Here is a 14,349-nt window from a genome sequence, read left to right as displayed (position 1 = left end):
CGAGGATGTATGGCTGATGAAGCGCGTGGGTGCGCCCCAACCCAGCCCGGACGGGCGTTGGGCCGTGTTCTCCGTCACCGATCCGGCGTACGACAGCAAGGAACAATGGTCGGACCTGTGGATCAAATCGCTGACCGACGACGCCCCGGCGCGCCGGCTGACCTTCAGCAAAGGCGGCGAAGGCTCGGTCAACTGGTCGCCGGACGGCAGGCAGCTGATCTTCATCGCCAGGCGCGACGGCGACGACGCCGGCCAGATCTACCGCATCGACGTGGCGGGCGGCGGCGAAGCGCAGCGCCTGACCACCCTGACCCTGGGCGCGCGCCAGCCGAAGTTCAGCCCGGACGGCAAACAGATCCTGTTCGTCAGCGACATCTACCCTGGCAACACCAGCGAAGAGGACGTCAAGAAAACCGCCAAGGAACGCAAGGACCGCAAGTACAACGTGCGCGCCTACGAAACCTTCCCGCCGCGCTTCTTCGACAAATGGCTGGACGACAAAAAAGTGCGCCTGTTCGTGATGGACGCCGAGCTCGGCGCCAAGCCGCGCGACCTGCTGAGCGCGACCAAACTGGCCGCCCTGCCCGGCTTTGGCGGCGGCCAGGGCGACGAAGGCCAATCGCTGGATGCGATCTGGGCGCCGGACGGCAAGTCCATTGTGTTCTCCGCCTCGATCAACCGCGACGAGCTGGCGCGCGCCTCGGGCTACACGCAAATCTTCAGCCTGCCGGTGGCCGGCGGCGAAGCGACCCAGCTGACCGCCGACAAGCGCAGCTACAGCAACCTCAAGTTCAGCGCCGACGGCAAAACCCTGTTCACCCTGACCGAAGCCGAAGAACCGGGCAAGGTGTACGACCTGAGCCGCCTGGCCAGCCTGTCGTGGCCGGTGACCAGCGCCACGCCGAAAATCCTGACCGCGTCGCTGGACCGCTCGATCTCGCGCTACGCCCTGCCGGCCGGCAGCAACCGGGTGATCTTCAGCTTCGAGCACGCCGGCCTGGAGCAACTGCACTCCATCAACTACCACGGCGGCGACCTGCGCGACGAGCCCTCGCTGCCGACCGGCAGCATTGGTTCGCTGAACGCGGGCGGCAAGGCGCTGGTGGGCGTATGGGAATCGTCGATCAACCCGCCGGAGGTGTACGCCTTCGGCAACGGCGCGCCCAAGCGGCTGACCTCGTTCAACACCGAACGCGCGGCCAGCATCGACTGGCAAGCGCCGGAGCACTTCTGGTTCAAGGCCAGCGACGGCCGCATGATCCACAACATGCTCGTCAAGCCGGCCAACTTTGACCCCGACAAAAAGTACCCGCTGTTCGCCGTCATCCACGGCGGCGCGGCCAATATGTGGCGCGACCAGTTCGTCATCCGCTGGAACTACCACCTGCTGGCGCAGCCGGGCTACGTGGTGCTGCTGACCGACTACAAAGGCTCGACCGGCTACGGCGAAGAATTCGCCCGCGCCATCCAGGGCGATCCGTTGAAAGGCCCGGCTGACGAAGTCAACGAAGCGGTTGACGAAGCGGTCAAAAAATACAGCTACATCGACGGCAGCAAACTGGCCGCGGGCGGCGCCAGCTACGGCGGCCACCTGGCCAACTGGCTGCAGGCCACCACCACGCGCTACAAAGCCATCGTCTCGCACGCCGGCGAAATGGACCTCATCATGCAATGGGGCACCAGCGACAGCGTCTGGGGGCGCGAAGTCAACAGCGGCGGCCCGGTGTGGGGCGACAAAGCCGTGTGGCGCGAACAGAGCCCGGTGCTTCAGGCGGGCAACCACGAGAAAGGCACCGGCTTCAAGACGCCGATCCTGATCTCGGTGGGCGAGCTGGACTACCGCGTCCCGGCCAACAACGCCCTGATGAACTTCGCCACCCAGCAGCGCCTGAACGTCCCGAGCAAACTGCTGGTCTTCCCGGACGAAAACCACTGGATCCTCAAAGGCGAAAACAGCCGTTACTTCTACAACGAAGTGCACGGCTGGCTGGCGAAATACCTGAAGTAATCAAACTCCGGGGTCAGGTCCGCCATTTCTACACGGCCTCTGCCGTAGCTTTGCGCTACGGCAGAGGCCGTGTAGAAATGGCGGACCTGACCCCGGATTGTTTAGTTGAAGCTCAGGCCGCTGGTGCTGGCGTTGTTCAGCTTTTGCGCCTTGAGGTCGATGGTGAAGTGGTCGCTTGGCTTGCCGGAGCCCAGCCCTTTCAGGATCGCGAATACTTGCTTGAACTGCGACTGGAACGCCACATGCACCGGGTTCTGGTCAGACAGTTGATCCCCCACCTTGATGATCGCCGCCGGCGATGCCGGGAACGCATTCATCAACACTTTGTACTGCGCCACCCGCTCGGCGCCCATGTCGCGCAGCGCCAGTTCGCCGGCGTACACGGTGCGGTGGAAGTCGCCGTAGAATTCATATGCGCTGATCTTGGCGAAGTCGGCCAGTTTCAGATTCGCAGCTGCGGCGATCTGCTCGGCTTTGGCGGCCGCTGCCGCCCAGTCGGCCGTCAGCTGGCTGGCAGCCACGCCGCCAGCCGCTACCGTGCCTTTGGCAGCGCAGCCAGCCGTCAGCGGCAGTACCGTCGGATTGTCTTTCAGCTGCGCCAGCGTGACCCTGGTTTGCAGCTGCGACAGGATCAGCATCTGGCGCGCGTCCAGCGACATCGCCGCTTCCTTCATTTCGCACGGCCAGTAGTCCCCCATGAAGCGCAGGCGCGACAGTTCGCCAAAGTAGGTACGCGTGAACTCGCCATATGATTTGCTGTCGAGGATGCCGCGGTTCCAGCGCTTGGCGATATCGCCGGCCGCGCTGCTGCCCTGCAGATAGTCATACTCCACCTGGTACAGCGGGAACAGTTCGTTGTGGCGCGCGACGTTGCTCAGGCCGACGGTCTGCACGTCGATCAGATCCTTGCTCTGGTAGCTGACGATTTTGTACGCCGCCCCAAACACCGCCAGCGACGGCGATTGCACGTTGACCAGGTAATTGCCGGCGCTATCCTTGTAATCGTTGGTGCCGTTGAAGTGCATGTGGCCGCCCACGTGCAGCGGCAGACCGGTGGCCGCCAGCGCCGCCGTGGTGGCCGCGGCCGGCATGCGCGAGACCTGGAACGCGCCTGGCTTGAACACGGCTTTCATCGCATCGGTCTGGTTGGCGTAGAAGTCCATGGTCGGATAGTGCGAGAACGACATCAGCTGCTTGCCCTGCGCCTTGGCGCGCGCCGCCACCGATTTGATCCACTCGATCTGGTGGATCTTGTGGGTCAGCATTTTGTTCCAGCCCGCGTCGCCGGCATTGTCATAGCCCTTGAAGTATTTCGGGTTGGCCGGATCGAAGTTGGCATTCGGCGCGTGCACATTGCCGTCCAGCGCCAGCAGCCAGATGCCTTTCACCGGCTCCACCAGGTAGCTGGCGTCGACCATGTTGACGCAGCGGCTGTAGGTCTTGCCCGCCACCTTGTACTTGCCGCCCTCGCCTTCGGTGCAGATTTCGAACTGGCGCTTGCTCAGGTCGGCCGCGGCGCTGGCCGCCTCGTAGCTGTATTTGCCGTCGGCGTAGCTGCTGAACGGCGTTTCCCAGTAGATGTCGCTCTTGTTGGGCGCGTAGCCGAATTCGCCCAGCTTGCTCATCAGCTTTTCGTAGCCCTGCTCCATCAGCTGGTTGGTGCAGACCACGGCCGGGTCCCTGGCCTTGCAGGCGGCGTTGTTGACGGCGTAGATTTTCTGCTCCTTGCCATCCTTGGTCAGGAAGTCGTTCTTGCCCGCCTCGTCATCGTCATACGGCTCGTTGGGATCGTGGTTGCCGGGCGCGATGAAGAAGCGCATGCCCTTGGCCTGGTATTCGTGCAGGATGTCGGCCAGACCGTCGATGTTGATCGGCTGGGCGTCGTCCGAGATATCGCCCGGCATGGCCACCAGGCGGATGCCCTTGCCATACGCATCATCCAGCGCGGCGCGGAAGGCGAAGTAGTTTTCGTTGAACAGGCGCGTCGAGGTCAGTTGCGCGTACATGGTGCGGATGGTGGCGTTCTTGCCATCCTTGGTGGGGATGCCGGCAAACTGGCTGCTTTTCAGATCGCCGTATATGTTCTCGAAGTGCACGTCGCTCAGGAAGGCGACGGCGGTGGAGTTGAAACCGTCGCCCGGGTTGGTTTCGGTAACCGGCACGCCATCGCTGCCGCAGGCCGCCAGCAAGGCGGCGACAGCGGCGGCCGTCAACGCCGCCGCAGGTAACACTAAACGCATACAAAACTCCGTCAGGCTGGTTAAAAGTCGGCGCATTGTTGCACCGGCAAATGACAGCCTGATTACATTTTGGAAGCGCTCCCAGTTTTTTTATGCCGCCTTGGCCGCAGCCGGTTGCGCGGCCCCGGCCACCGCCGGTTTGCGGATCATCATGACGATGGCGGCCGCGATCAGGCAGGCCGCGCCAGCCGCAAACAGCGCCGGGTTGTAGGTCAGCAGCAAGGTACGGATGCGGCCGGCGCCATACGCGGCCACCGCCGCGCCCAGCTGGTGGGCGGCAAAGATCCAGCCAAACACCATGCCGGCTTTTTCCTTGCCGAAGGTGGCGCCGGTCAGGCGCACGGTCGGCGGCACGGTGGCGATCCAGTCCAGGCCGTAGAACATGGCAAAGGTCGACAAGCCATACAGCGTGAATTCGGAATACGGCAGCCACAGCAGCGACAAGCCGCGCAAGCCGTAGTACATCAGCAGCAGCTTGCGGTTGTCATAGCGGTCCGACAGCCAGCCGGAGCCGATGGTGCCAACCAGGTCGAACGCCCCCATCATGGCCAGCACCGACGCCGCCGGCACCGGACCCAGGCCGGCATCGCCGCACAGCGAGATGAAGTGGGTCTGAATCAGGCCGTTGGTGCTCAGGCCGCAGATGAAGAAGGTGCCGGCCAAAATCCAGAACACGCTGCTGCGCGAGGCTTCCGCCAGAATTTTGAATGGCGTCGCCAGCGTGACGCGCATGGCTGCCGCCGGCGCGGCCGGCGCGGTACCGGGCGCCGCGCCATAGGGCGCCAGGCCGACATCGCCCGGACGATTACGCATCAGCAGGTACACCGCCACCGCCATCACCGCGCACGCCAGGAATACCGGCAGCACGGCCATGCGCCAGCCCATGTGCTCGATCATCCAGGCGCCCACCGGCAAGAAGATCAACTGCCCGGTGGCCGAACTGGCCGTCAGGATGCCGACCACCAGACCGCGATGGCTGTCGAACCAGCGGTTGGACACCACCGCGCTCAGCACCAGCGCCGTCATGCCGGAGCCGACGCCCAGCATGATCCCCCAGAACAGCACCAGGTGCCAGAACTGCGTCATCTGCGTGGCCAGCGCCATGCCGGCCGCCACCAGCGTCAGCGCGGTGACCACCACATTGCGCAGGCCAAAGCGCTCCATGAAGATGGCCGCAAACGGCCCCATCAGGCCAAACAGGGCGAACCGCACCGCCAGCGCGGACGAGATCTGCTCCACGTCCCAGCCAAACTCCCTGGACAGCGGCTGCAGCAGCGCTCCCGGCAAGCCCAGCGCGGCTGCCGAGGACAGCCCGGTGAAAAACGTCAGGGTGACGATCACCCACGAAAAATGCAGGCCACGCCGCTGCAGCCAGTTGGATAAAGCTTGTGCAAACATGAAGATCCTCACGATGGCGATGCGCGCCGGAGGGCACGCTTTCCGCCATTTTAGATTACGATCATCATGAATACAAGCAAAAAGGTGGCGCCCGGCCGCGTCAGGGGTGCGCGGGCGGGCGCCAGGGTGGGCGGGCGTGGGGGTGAGCCCGCCTGCCCTTTACTTGATGCGCAGCGAGCTTTGAACTTTGTTCACGCCCTTGACGTTACGTGCCACGTCCACGGCCTTGTCCACTTCCGCCTGCGATGGCACGAAGCCGCTCAGCATCACGGTGCCGTTGGTGGTTTCCACATGCACGTCCAGCGATTTCAGCGCCGGCTCGGCCATCAGCTCGGTTTTGACCTTGGTGGTGATGGCGGTGTCTGCCAGTGCATCCTTGGCCAGCTCGGTTTTGGAACGGGCTTCGCACGAGGCTTTGTCGGTGCCGGTCAGGGCGCTGCAGTCGATGCCGGTCTGTGCCGTATCGGCGGCTTTCTTGCCCGCCTTGGCGTCATTCACCCATGCGGTGTGCTGCGCCTTGGCGCCGCTCAGGCAGCTGTCCTTGTCAGCACCGGACTTGGCGGCACACTGGGCTTTGGCCAGGTCGTACTGGGCGTCAGCCACATTGATTTGCGCTTTCTCGATGGACTTTTTGTCGTTCTTGTATTGCATGGCGGCGGTCGATTCGGCGTTGGCGCGATTGACCTTGGCCTGCTCCTGGCAGACATCCTTGGCATTACCCGATTGTGCATCGCAGGCGGCCTTGGCAGTTTTGTAGTCGGCGTCGGACTTGTTGATCGCCGCTTTGTACGCCACGGTGTCGTTATTTGGAGTGGCGGCGAAGGCAGCGCTGGCCGCAGTGGCCAGCACGAAACAGAGTAACTTATTCATGATGTGTCCCTCTTGTGGTGGTTGGTGGACACATTAAACGCCTGCACAGCCGAGCACTCCGTGCGGAAACGTACACAGTTCGGGATTTTATTGGTCCTGCAACAGCCCTTTTTGCCACAGGCGATCGGCCTGTTCAAACAGCGGCAGGCCGGGCGCGAAGGCGGCGCCGGTCGGCGCCAGTTGCAGCCAGGTCAGGGTGCTGTGCGAACCGCTGGCTGGCGAGGGCTGGCGCACCTGGCGCATCCAGCTGGCCACGGCGGCATACTGTTCCGGATGACGTTGCTGTATCCACGCCAGCGCCACCAGGTCGGCATAGCCTTCCTCGCGGCGGGTATCGCGCAGCGCGTGGCGTGCAGCTTGCGACGGTTGCTCCTCAAAGCCGGCCGGCACCGCATGCCAGTTGCCCTGCGCGTAGCGCCAGCAATGACCGATCTCGTGCGCCACCATGGCTTCAATCATCAGCGCGCGTTGCGCTGGCGGGACGGTGTCCAGAATGTCTTCCGCGTTCGGGTTGCCGCGCATCGACAGCACCAGCTTGCAGCGGCCGTTGTCGTAGCCCAGCGCCAGCGGCACGTCGGTCGGGCGCGCCTGCGGCTGCACCGTGATATCCAGCGGCAGCTTGAGCTCCTGCTTGGCGTAGGCCAGCACGGCGGAACCGGCTTTCAGCCAGCGGATTTCCATCTCGGTCAAATCGGCAGCGGAAGCCAGCGAGGACGTCAACAGCAGCAGGGGGAGGAAGGCGCGTTTGATCATGGTGATCAAACTGTAGCACGCGCCGGGCAAGAATTATTGCCCGGCGGCAGTTTTATTACTACGTAGAAAAAGAGGAATGCTTACTTGCCCAACAAGGTGTTGGCGGTCTTGAATTCCGGACGGATGTCGTTTGGTACAGCTTTCATTTTATCCAAAGCCTTTTGCACATCAGGGCGGATGACCACGTACTTGCTCATCATGTCCTTGGCGCGCGCATAGTCGCCGGTGGCTTCGATGGTCAGGAACTCGCGGTCCAGGTCGATCACGGCTTGCTTGATCTTGCCGAAGTCCACCGAGAAGGTGCCGTCGCCATGCGAGATGAAACCGCCCTTGTCCAGCAGGTAGTTCACCTGGATCGCCATGCCGCGCGCATGCGAATCGGTCAGGCCGAAGTGCAGCGTGCGGAACGCCGATGCCAGGAAGGTGGTGTACAGCTTACGCTCGGCTGCCTCACCCTGCCCCAGCGTGCCTTTCAGCTGGCCCTTGTCCATCATGTAGCCCAGCGCGTACAGGCCGGTGATATCGGCCTTGGCTTCTTCGATGGTCGAATAGGCTTCCTTCAGATCCTGACGCGGAGTCGATTCCTTGCCATCGTTTTTGGTGATGTGCGGGCCGAGGCCGTGCGTGATTTCATGCGCCAGGATGTGGGTAAAGAAGGAATCGAAGTCGACGTCCTTCTGGTCGGCCGGACGCAGTACCAGCCTGGCGATCGGCGTCAGCGTCGATTTGAATTTGGCCTGCTGCACGTTCTTCAGCATCACGCGCTTGGAGCCGCGCTGGCTGATGATGCGCTCATCGTTCGGCAGATTGTAGGCGGCGGTTTGCACGCCCATATTGCCGTCGCCGGCGCCGTAGACCTGGTTCACCACCACCATCGGCGCCAGCGCGCCGACCTTGGGATTGCGGTACTGCGCATCCAGCGGCAGATTGTCTTCCAGCTCCTGCATATGCGTGGCGAAGAAGTCCAGCTTTTGCGTTTCCTTCTGATCGCGGATATTCACGTAGGCTTCAAACGCGGCCTTGTAGCCAAACAGCTCGTCGTTGTAGGTCTCGTAAGGGCCGATGGTGATGTCGACCGGCGAGTCGAGATCCATCCAGGCGAAATCGGACGCCAGGTAGTCGTTGCTGAGGAAGGCGTCGGCGCGCAGTTCCAGGAATTTTTTCAGCGAGGCGTTATCGGTATCGGCGGCGGCCTGCTTCAGCAGGGCGGCGGCCTTTTCCAGATCGGCCTTGTATTCGTCCGAATACTTCACGGTGGTGAACAGGCCATCCTTGTTCTTGCGGATGGTGGTGAAGAACCACTGCGCCTGCTCCTTGTCCACCGCCGGCAGGGCATTCATCCATTTTTCCAGCTCGGCCTTGGTGGCGTCTTCCGGATAGAAGTTGCCGCCTTCCGGCTTCTTGCCGGGCACCTTGATGCCGGCCACTTCGGCGGGCAGGAAGGACTGGTGATCATCGAGGATGGACCACGGGCCTTTGTTCAGCCAGAAGTAGTTCAGGCGCGCCTTGCCCAGCGGCGTGGTGTCCTTCTTCAGCGCGGCCCACAGAGCCTCGTTGCCGGACCAGCGCTGGCGCAGCTGCAGCACGTCGATGATCTTGGCCGCTTCGATCAGTTTGGCGATGGCTTTCTTGTCGCCGGCGGAGAGATGGCTGGTGTCCGCGGTCAGCGCGATCGGCGCGTAACGCTGGCTCATTTTGTTGAGTTGATGGACGTCGGCCGGTGCGGCACAGGCAGTGGCACAGGCGATCGCCAGGGCCAGCGGAAGCAGGATTGTTTTCATGTGGTCCTCTTGTGGAGTGAGGACCACATTGTAATGCAGGCGGCAGCCTCAATAGCGGACGAAATTGGCCTCGTCCACGTTGCTGACGAAACGTTCGTTATGCTGCCTGCGCGTGGCCGGCGCCTGCGCCGCACGCTGACGCGTCTCGCGTGCCGCACTGCGCACGGCCTGGTTGGCCGCATCCAGCGCCCCCACCTTGAAGAAGCCCATCGCCGTTTGCAGTTCGCTGGCCTGCGTGCTCATTTCTTCCGCAGTGGAGGCCAGCTCCTCCGAGCCGGCCGCGTTCTGCTGGGTGGTCTGGCTCAGTTGCGTGATGGCGGAGTTGATCTGCGCCAGACCGCTCGACTGCTCCTCCGATGCGGCGGTAATTTCCTGCACCAGGTCGGAAGTCTTCTTGATGCTGGGGACCATCTCGTCCAGCATATGGCCGGCCCGCTCGGCCAGATCCACGCTGCTGGAGGCGACCTGGCCGATTTCCTGGGCCGCGACCTGGCTGCGCTCCGCCAGCTTGCGCACCTCGGCCGCCACCACGGCAAAGCCCTTGCCATGCTCGCCGGCGCGCGCCGCCTCGATGGCCGCGTTCAGCGCCAGCAGATTGGTCTGATAGGCGATGTCGTCGATGATCACCACCTTGGCGGCAATCTGCTTCATCGCCGCCACCGTCGACTTGACCGCCTCGCCGCCTTCGGTGGCTTCGCCGGAAGCCTTGCAGGCAATGGCGTCCGTGACCTTGGCATTCTCGGTATTCTGCGATACCGACGCCGTCATCTGCTCGACCGACGCCGATGTCTCTTCCACGCTGGCCGCCTGCTGGCTGGCTGCCTGCGCCAGCGACTGCGCCGTGGAGCTGACTTCTTCCGAGGCCGCCGCCAGCGCTTCCGCATTGGCATTCACTTCGCTGACCACGTGCGCCAGCCGCACCATGGTGTTGTTGGCATAGGACTTCAGCTCGGCGAAAGCCCCCTCGTAATCCTTGTCGATGCTTTGCGTGAGATCGCCTTCGGACATGGCCCCCATCACGCGCACCACGTCGCCGATGCTGGCGCCGGTGGTGATGGCCAACTGATTCAAGCCCTCGCCCATCTCGCGCTGGAAGCCCTGCAAGCCGTTCAGGTCCACCCGCGCATCGAAATTGCCGCGGTTGGCGGCAGCCACCACCAGGCGCTGGCCGTCGATCACCTGCCGCAGTTTGCTGATCATGTTTTTCACCGCGAACAGCATGCTGGTGTGATCGCCGTTGCGCGTGACCACTTCGCCGCTCAAATCGCCGTTGCTAATCCGCTGCATGATCTCTGCCGCATACGCAGGCTCGCCGCCCAGGCTGCGCATCAGGTTACGCGTAATCAGCACCGCAATCGCGACCGACAGCAGCAAGGCCACCGACGCCAGGATGATCACCACGTTGCGTGTGGACTCATAGGTATCGCGCGCATCCTTGGCACTCTGGTCCATCAAGCTGCTCTGCAGCTTGGACAGCGCCTCCAGCGAAGCCCAGTAAGCATTATTGGCCGCGGCAAAATCATTGCGCACGAATTCCGCGCCACGCTTGCTGTCGGTGCGAACCAGTTCATACGCCTGTTCATATTTGGGATTCAGCGCGTCGCCCTTGGCGGTGATTTCCTTGAACAGTTCACGGCCGCGTTCAGTGCTGATCAGTTTATCCATGCGCGCCAGCGCTTCGGCCACCTTGTGGCGGTTCGCTTCAACGTTGTTGCGGAATTTATCGCGCTCGGCATCGCTCGTGGCAAGCAACATGCTACGCAGTTGACGGCCATTGTCGATGGTGAGCTTGATGGCCTCATTGCCCAGGACAATTTTCGGATAGCGGTCTTCCATGATCAGCTGCATGGCGCTGTTGATGGATGACAGTTTGCTGATGCTGACTGCCGAAAGTATCAACAACAGCAGAACGACGATCCCGAAACCCAGACCCAGGCGGGTTGCCACTCTCATGTTCGTGAACATAATCTCTCCAGTAGATCAATGCCGACGGAAGAAGCAATGCGGATGCAGTCGGAACATCATGCCACGCGTAAGTTCGTCAACGCAAGCGGGACGTCCCGACTGTTGCGTGGCAGAGAGTATGGAAGGGAGGAGAGACAACGCTTCGGACCAGCGGCACATCTGCCGCTGGCCTCTTCCGCGTAATGGGTAGTGAAATGAGAGTGACTTACTGCGCTCTGATGGTGCCGTTCTGCGCCACCTGCGACAACTGCGCCGACGGCTGCCAGCCGGCACCCAGCGCACGTGCCACCGAGACGGCGGCCAGCAGGCGCTGGGTGTTGATCTGTACCGCCGCGCGATCGGCCGCCAGCGCGCTGCGCTGGGCATCGGTCACGTCGAGGTAGGTCGACACGCCACGCTCGTAACGCGCACGCGCCACCAGGTAGCCGCGCGCCGCCGCCACCTGCGAGGCCTGCTGCGCCTCGCCCTGCATCTGACGCTGCTGCACGTCCGACAGCGCATCCTCCACTTCGCGCAGTGCGGTCAGCAGTTTGGTCTGATGATTGGCCAGCGCCTCTTCGTAACGGGCCTTGGCGATCGCCAGATTGGCCTTGTTGCGGCCACCGTCAAAGATCGGCAGCGACAGCGCCAGCGGACCAACACTGAACTGGCGCGCGTCGCCCTTGGCCAGGTTGCTCAGGCTCTCGGAGGCAAAACCGAAGTTACCGGTCAGCGAGAACGAGGGATAAAACGCCCCTTCCGCCACGCCGATCTGCGCATTGGTGGCGCGCAGGGTCGCCACGCTGCCGGCCAGGTCCGGACGCTGCGACAGCAGGCTGGCCGGCAAGCCGACTGGAATCGCCGGTGGTTGCGGCAGCACGGCGGCATCCGCATTGGCCGCGGTCAGCATCGACGATGGCGAGGCACCGACCAGTGTGGCCAGGCTGTGTTCCAGCAGATTGCGCTGACGCTGCACTTCGTGCAGATCCGCCTGCGCATTGGCGCGCTCGATGCGGGCACGCGAGACGTCCAGTTCATTCGACAGGCCGGCGTCAAAGCGCGCGGTCACCAGGTCCTCGGTTTCACGGCGGGTATCCAGCGCGCCTTTCAGAATGGCGATTTCGGCATCCAGGCCGCGCAGCTGCCAGTAGGTCGTCGCCAGCTGCGACGACAGCATCAGCAGCACGCCGTCACGATCGGCTTCGGCTGCCAGCGCTTGCGCGTCCGAGGCTTCCACCAGACGGCGCACGCGGCCCAGCAGATCCACTTCATACGAGAAGCTGGAACCCACCGAGTAGTTGTTACCCTTGATCGAGCGATGACCCAGCGCCAGGCCTTGCGAGGTCTCGGCCGAGGTGCGCGAGTTCGAAATGCCGGCGTTGACGCTCAACTGCGGCTGCTCGTTGGCGCGCGCCACCCCGGCCTGCTCCAGCGCCTGCACCAGACGCTGAGCGGCCGCTTTCACGCTCGGGTTGTCGCGCAGCGCCGTCTCTTCCAGGCGGTTCAGGGTGGCGTCATTGAACACGGTCCACCATTGGGCCGGCAGGTGTGCTTCGCTGGCGCCGGCCTGCGGCACATGGCGGAACGACGCATCAGCCACATTGGCCGGCGCCTTGAAGTCCGTGCCGACAGTGGCGCAGCCGGTAACGGCCAGGGTGACAGAAACAGCGAGCGTCAGGCGCTTCAAAGCTGAATTCAACATGATTACCTCTCAAATAAAACATTATCCGCGTCATTCCGGCTTGCGCCGGAATGACAGCTTGCACTCTTTAGTGGGCACCGCCGCCGCCCCCCGAAGGAGCTTTGACTTTGTCCGATAACCACAGCACGCCGATGCAGGCAAACAGCACCATCGCCACCAGGAAGAAGCCATCGTTATAGGCCATGACATACGCTTCGCGGCGCACCACGCCGTCGACCGCTTTCAGGGCCATGTCCGAGGCCGTGGCGCTGTCGAAACCCTTGGCGATAAACGACGAGGTCAACGCGCTCAAACGCTCCTGCGTCGCCAGTGCGAAATTGCTCACCGATTCGCCGATGCGCGCCGAGTGGAAATGCTCACGGTTGGTCAGCGCGGTGGCCAGCAGCGCGATGCCGATCGAACCGCCCAGGTTGCGGGTCATGTTGATCAGGCTCGATGCCGATGGTATGTCCTTCGGCTGAATGCCGTTCATCGCAAAGTTCGACAGGGTCAGCATCACAAAAGGCTGGCCCAGCGCGCGCACAATTTGCGACAGCAGCAGCTGGTCGTAGCCGGTGGTGGCGTCCATGTAGGCATTCATCAGACATGAACCGCCGAACAGCAGCAAGCCAAAGCTGCACAGGATGCGGTTGTCGATCTTGGACGACAGCTTGGCCACGAACGGCATGATGAACAGCTGCGGCAGGCCGGCCCACATGATCACTTCACCGATCTGCATCGGCGAGTAGCCCGGAATCTGCGCCAGGAACAGCGGCAGGATGAACGCAGAACCATACAGCCCCATGCCCATCGCCATCGACAGCGCGGTGGCGGCAGCGAAGTTACGCTGACCGTACAAGCCCAGATTGACGAACGGCTGCTTGCGCATGGTGCTGGTCACCACCCACCCCAGCAGGCCGACAATCGCCAGCGCGGCAAAGGTATTGATGAAGGCGGAATCGAACCAGTCCTTGGTGTTGCCCTCTTCCAGGAAGATGGTCAGGCTGCCCAGGCCCATCGCCATGAAGCCGATGCCCAGCCAGTCCGCGCTGAACAACAGCGACAGATTCGGCTTCTCCTCATCAAGACCCAGCGCGATACCGCCAATCAGCAGCAGGCCAGGCACCCAGTTGATGTAGAAGATCGACGGCCAGCCATACAGCTCGCTCAAGTAGCCGCCCAGCGTGGGGCCCATCGATGGCGCCAGCGTGGCGGTCAGGCCGAAGATCGCCATGCCGGTGGCGCGTTTCGACGGCGGCAGCTTGGCCATCACCAGCGTCATCGCCATCGGGATCAGCGCGCCGCCGGTGAAGCCCTGCAGCATGCGGAAGGCGATCATGCTGGGCAGATTCCAGGCGAAGCCGCACAGCGTGGAGAACAACAGGAACAGCGCGGTGGTGCCCATCATGTAGCCGCGCATGGTGAACACGCGCACAAACAGGCCGGTCATCGGAATCACAATGATTTCCGCCACCAGGTAGGCAGTGGCGATCCAGGAGCCCTCTTCCTGCGTGGCGGACAGTGTGCCGAGAATATCCTTCAGCGACGAGTTGGTGATCTGGATATCCAGCACCGCCATGAAGGCCCCCAGCATGCCGGCGGCAACCGCCATCCATGTGCGTGCGGAGACCTTCTCGCTCGGCATCGGCGGGACAAAAGTAGTACTAGCCATGA

The 14,349-nt window shown here is 62.9% G+C and carries 9 protein-coding genes; 1 reads left to right on the top strand and 8 read right to left on the bottom strand.

Annotation, left to right across the window (positions count from 1 at the left end; genetic code table 11):
- The first annotated feature begins 16 nt into the window (after positions 1 to 16).
- Positions 17 to 2,008, top strand: coding sequence for a S9 family peptidase (locus ABDW57_RS04385; protein WP_343728983.1), 1,992 nt, complete (start codon positions 17 to 19; stop codon positions 2,006 to 2,008).
- 101 nt (positions 2,009 to 2,109) lie between these two features.
- Here the strand turns inward: ABDW57_RS04385 and ABDW57_RS04380 are convergent, their stop codons facing one another.
- The 8 genes from ABDW57_RS04380 to ABDW57_RS04345 form a co-directional block, all read right to left on the bottom strand.
- Positions 2,110 to 4,248: a metallophosphoesterase gene (locus tag ABDW57_RS04380; RefSeq protein ID WP_343728982.1), complete on the bottom strand. Its 2,139-nt coding sequence runs from the start codon at positions 4,246 to 4,248 to the stop codon at positions 2,110 to 2,112.
- A 90-nt stretch (positions 4,249 to 4,338) separates the two neighbouring features.
- Positions 4,339 to 5,646, bottom strand: a complete 1,308-nt coding sequence (locus ABDW57_RS04375; protein ID WP_343728981.1) for an MFS transporter — start codon at positions 5,644 to 5,646, stop codon at positions 4,339 to 4,341.
- A 159-nt stretch (positions 5,647 to 5,805) separates the two neighbouring features.
- Entirely contained in the window at positions 5,806 to 6,516 is a 711-nt protein-coding gene (locus ABDW57_RS04370; protein WP_343728980.1) for a BON domain-containing protein, read from the bottom strand.
- Between the two features lie 87 nt (positions 6,517 to 6,603).
- Positions 6,604 to 7,269 carry a hypothetical protein gene (locus ABDW57_RS04365; RefSeq protein ID WP_343728979.1) on the bottom strand — a complete coding sequence of 222 codons (666 nt, stop codon included), beginning with the start codon at positions 7,267 to 7,269 and terminating at the stop codon, positions 6,604 to 6,606.
- A gap of 80 nt (positions 7,270 to 7,349) precedes the next feature.
- Positions 7,350 to 9,050 (bottom strand): hypothetical protein, encoded by a 1,701-nt coding sequence (locus tag ABDW57_RS04360; RefSeq protein WP_343728978.1) that lies wholly within the window; start codon positions 9,048 to 9,050, stop codon positions 7,350 to 7,352.
- Positions 9,051 to 9,098: 48 nt separating this feature from the next.
- A complete protein-coding gene (locus ABDW57_RS04355; protein ID WP_343728977.1) occupies positions 9,099 to 11,015 on the bottom strand; it encodes a methyl-accepting chemotaxis protein in 1,917 nt (638 codons plus the stop codon).
- Between the two features lie 205 nt (positions 11,016 to 11,220).
- Positions 11,221 to 12,696, bottom strand: a complete 1,476-nt coding sequence (locus ABDW57_RS04350) for an efflux transporter outer membrane subunit (protein WP_343728976.1) — start codon at positions 12,694 to 12,696, stop codon at positions 11,221 to 11,223.
- A gap of 67 nt (positions 12,697 to 12,763) precedes the next feature.
- The gene (locus ABDW57_RS04345) at positions 12,764 to 14,347 is read right to left on the bottom strand and encodes a DHA2 family efflux MFS transporter permease subunit (protein ID WP_343728975.1); all 1,584 of its coding nucleotides are present in this window, start codon (positions 14,345 to 14,347) and stop codon (positions 12,764 to 12,766) included.
- Positions 14,348 to 14,349: the final 2 nt, after the last annotated feature.

Origin of the sequence: Duganella sp. (assembly GCF_039595735.1) — a bacterium.
In the GTDB taxonomy this organism is placed as follows: Bacteria; Pseudomonadota; Gammaproteobacteria; order Burkholderiales; family Burkholderiaceae_D; genus Rugamonas.
This window is presented reverse-complemented; position numbering and strand designations above follow the sequence as displayed.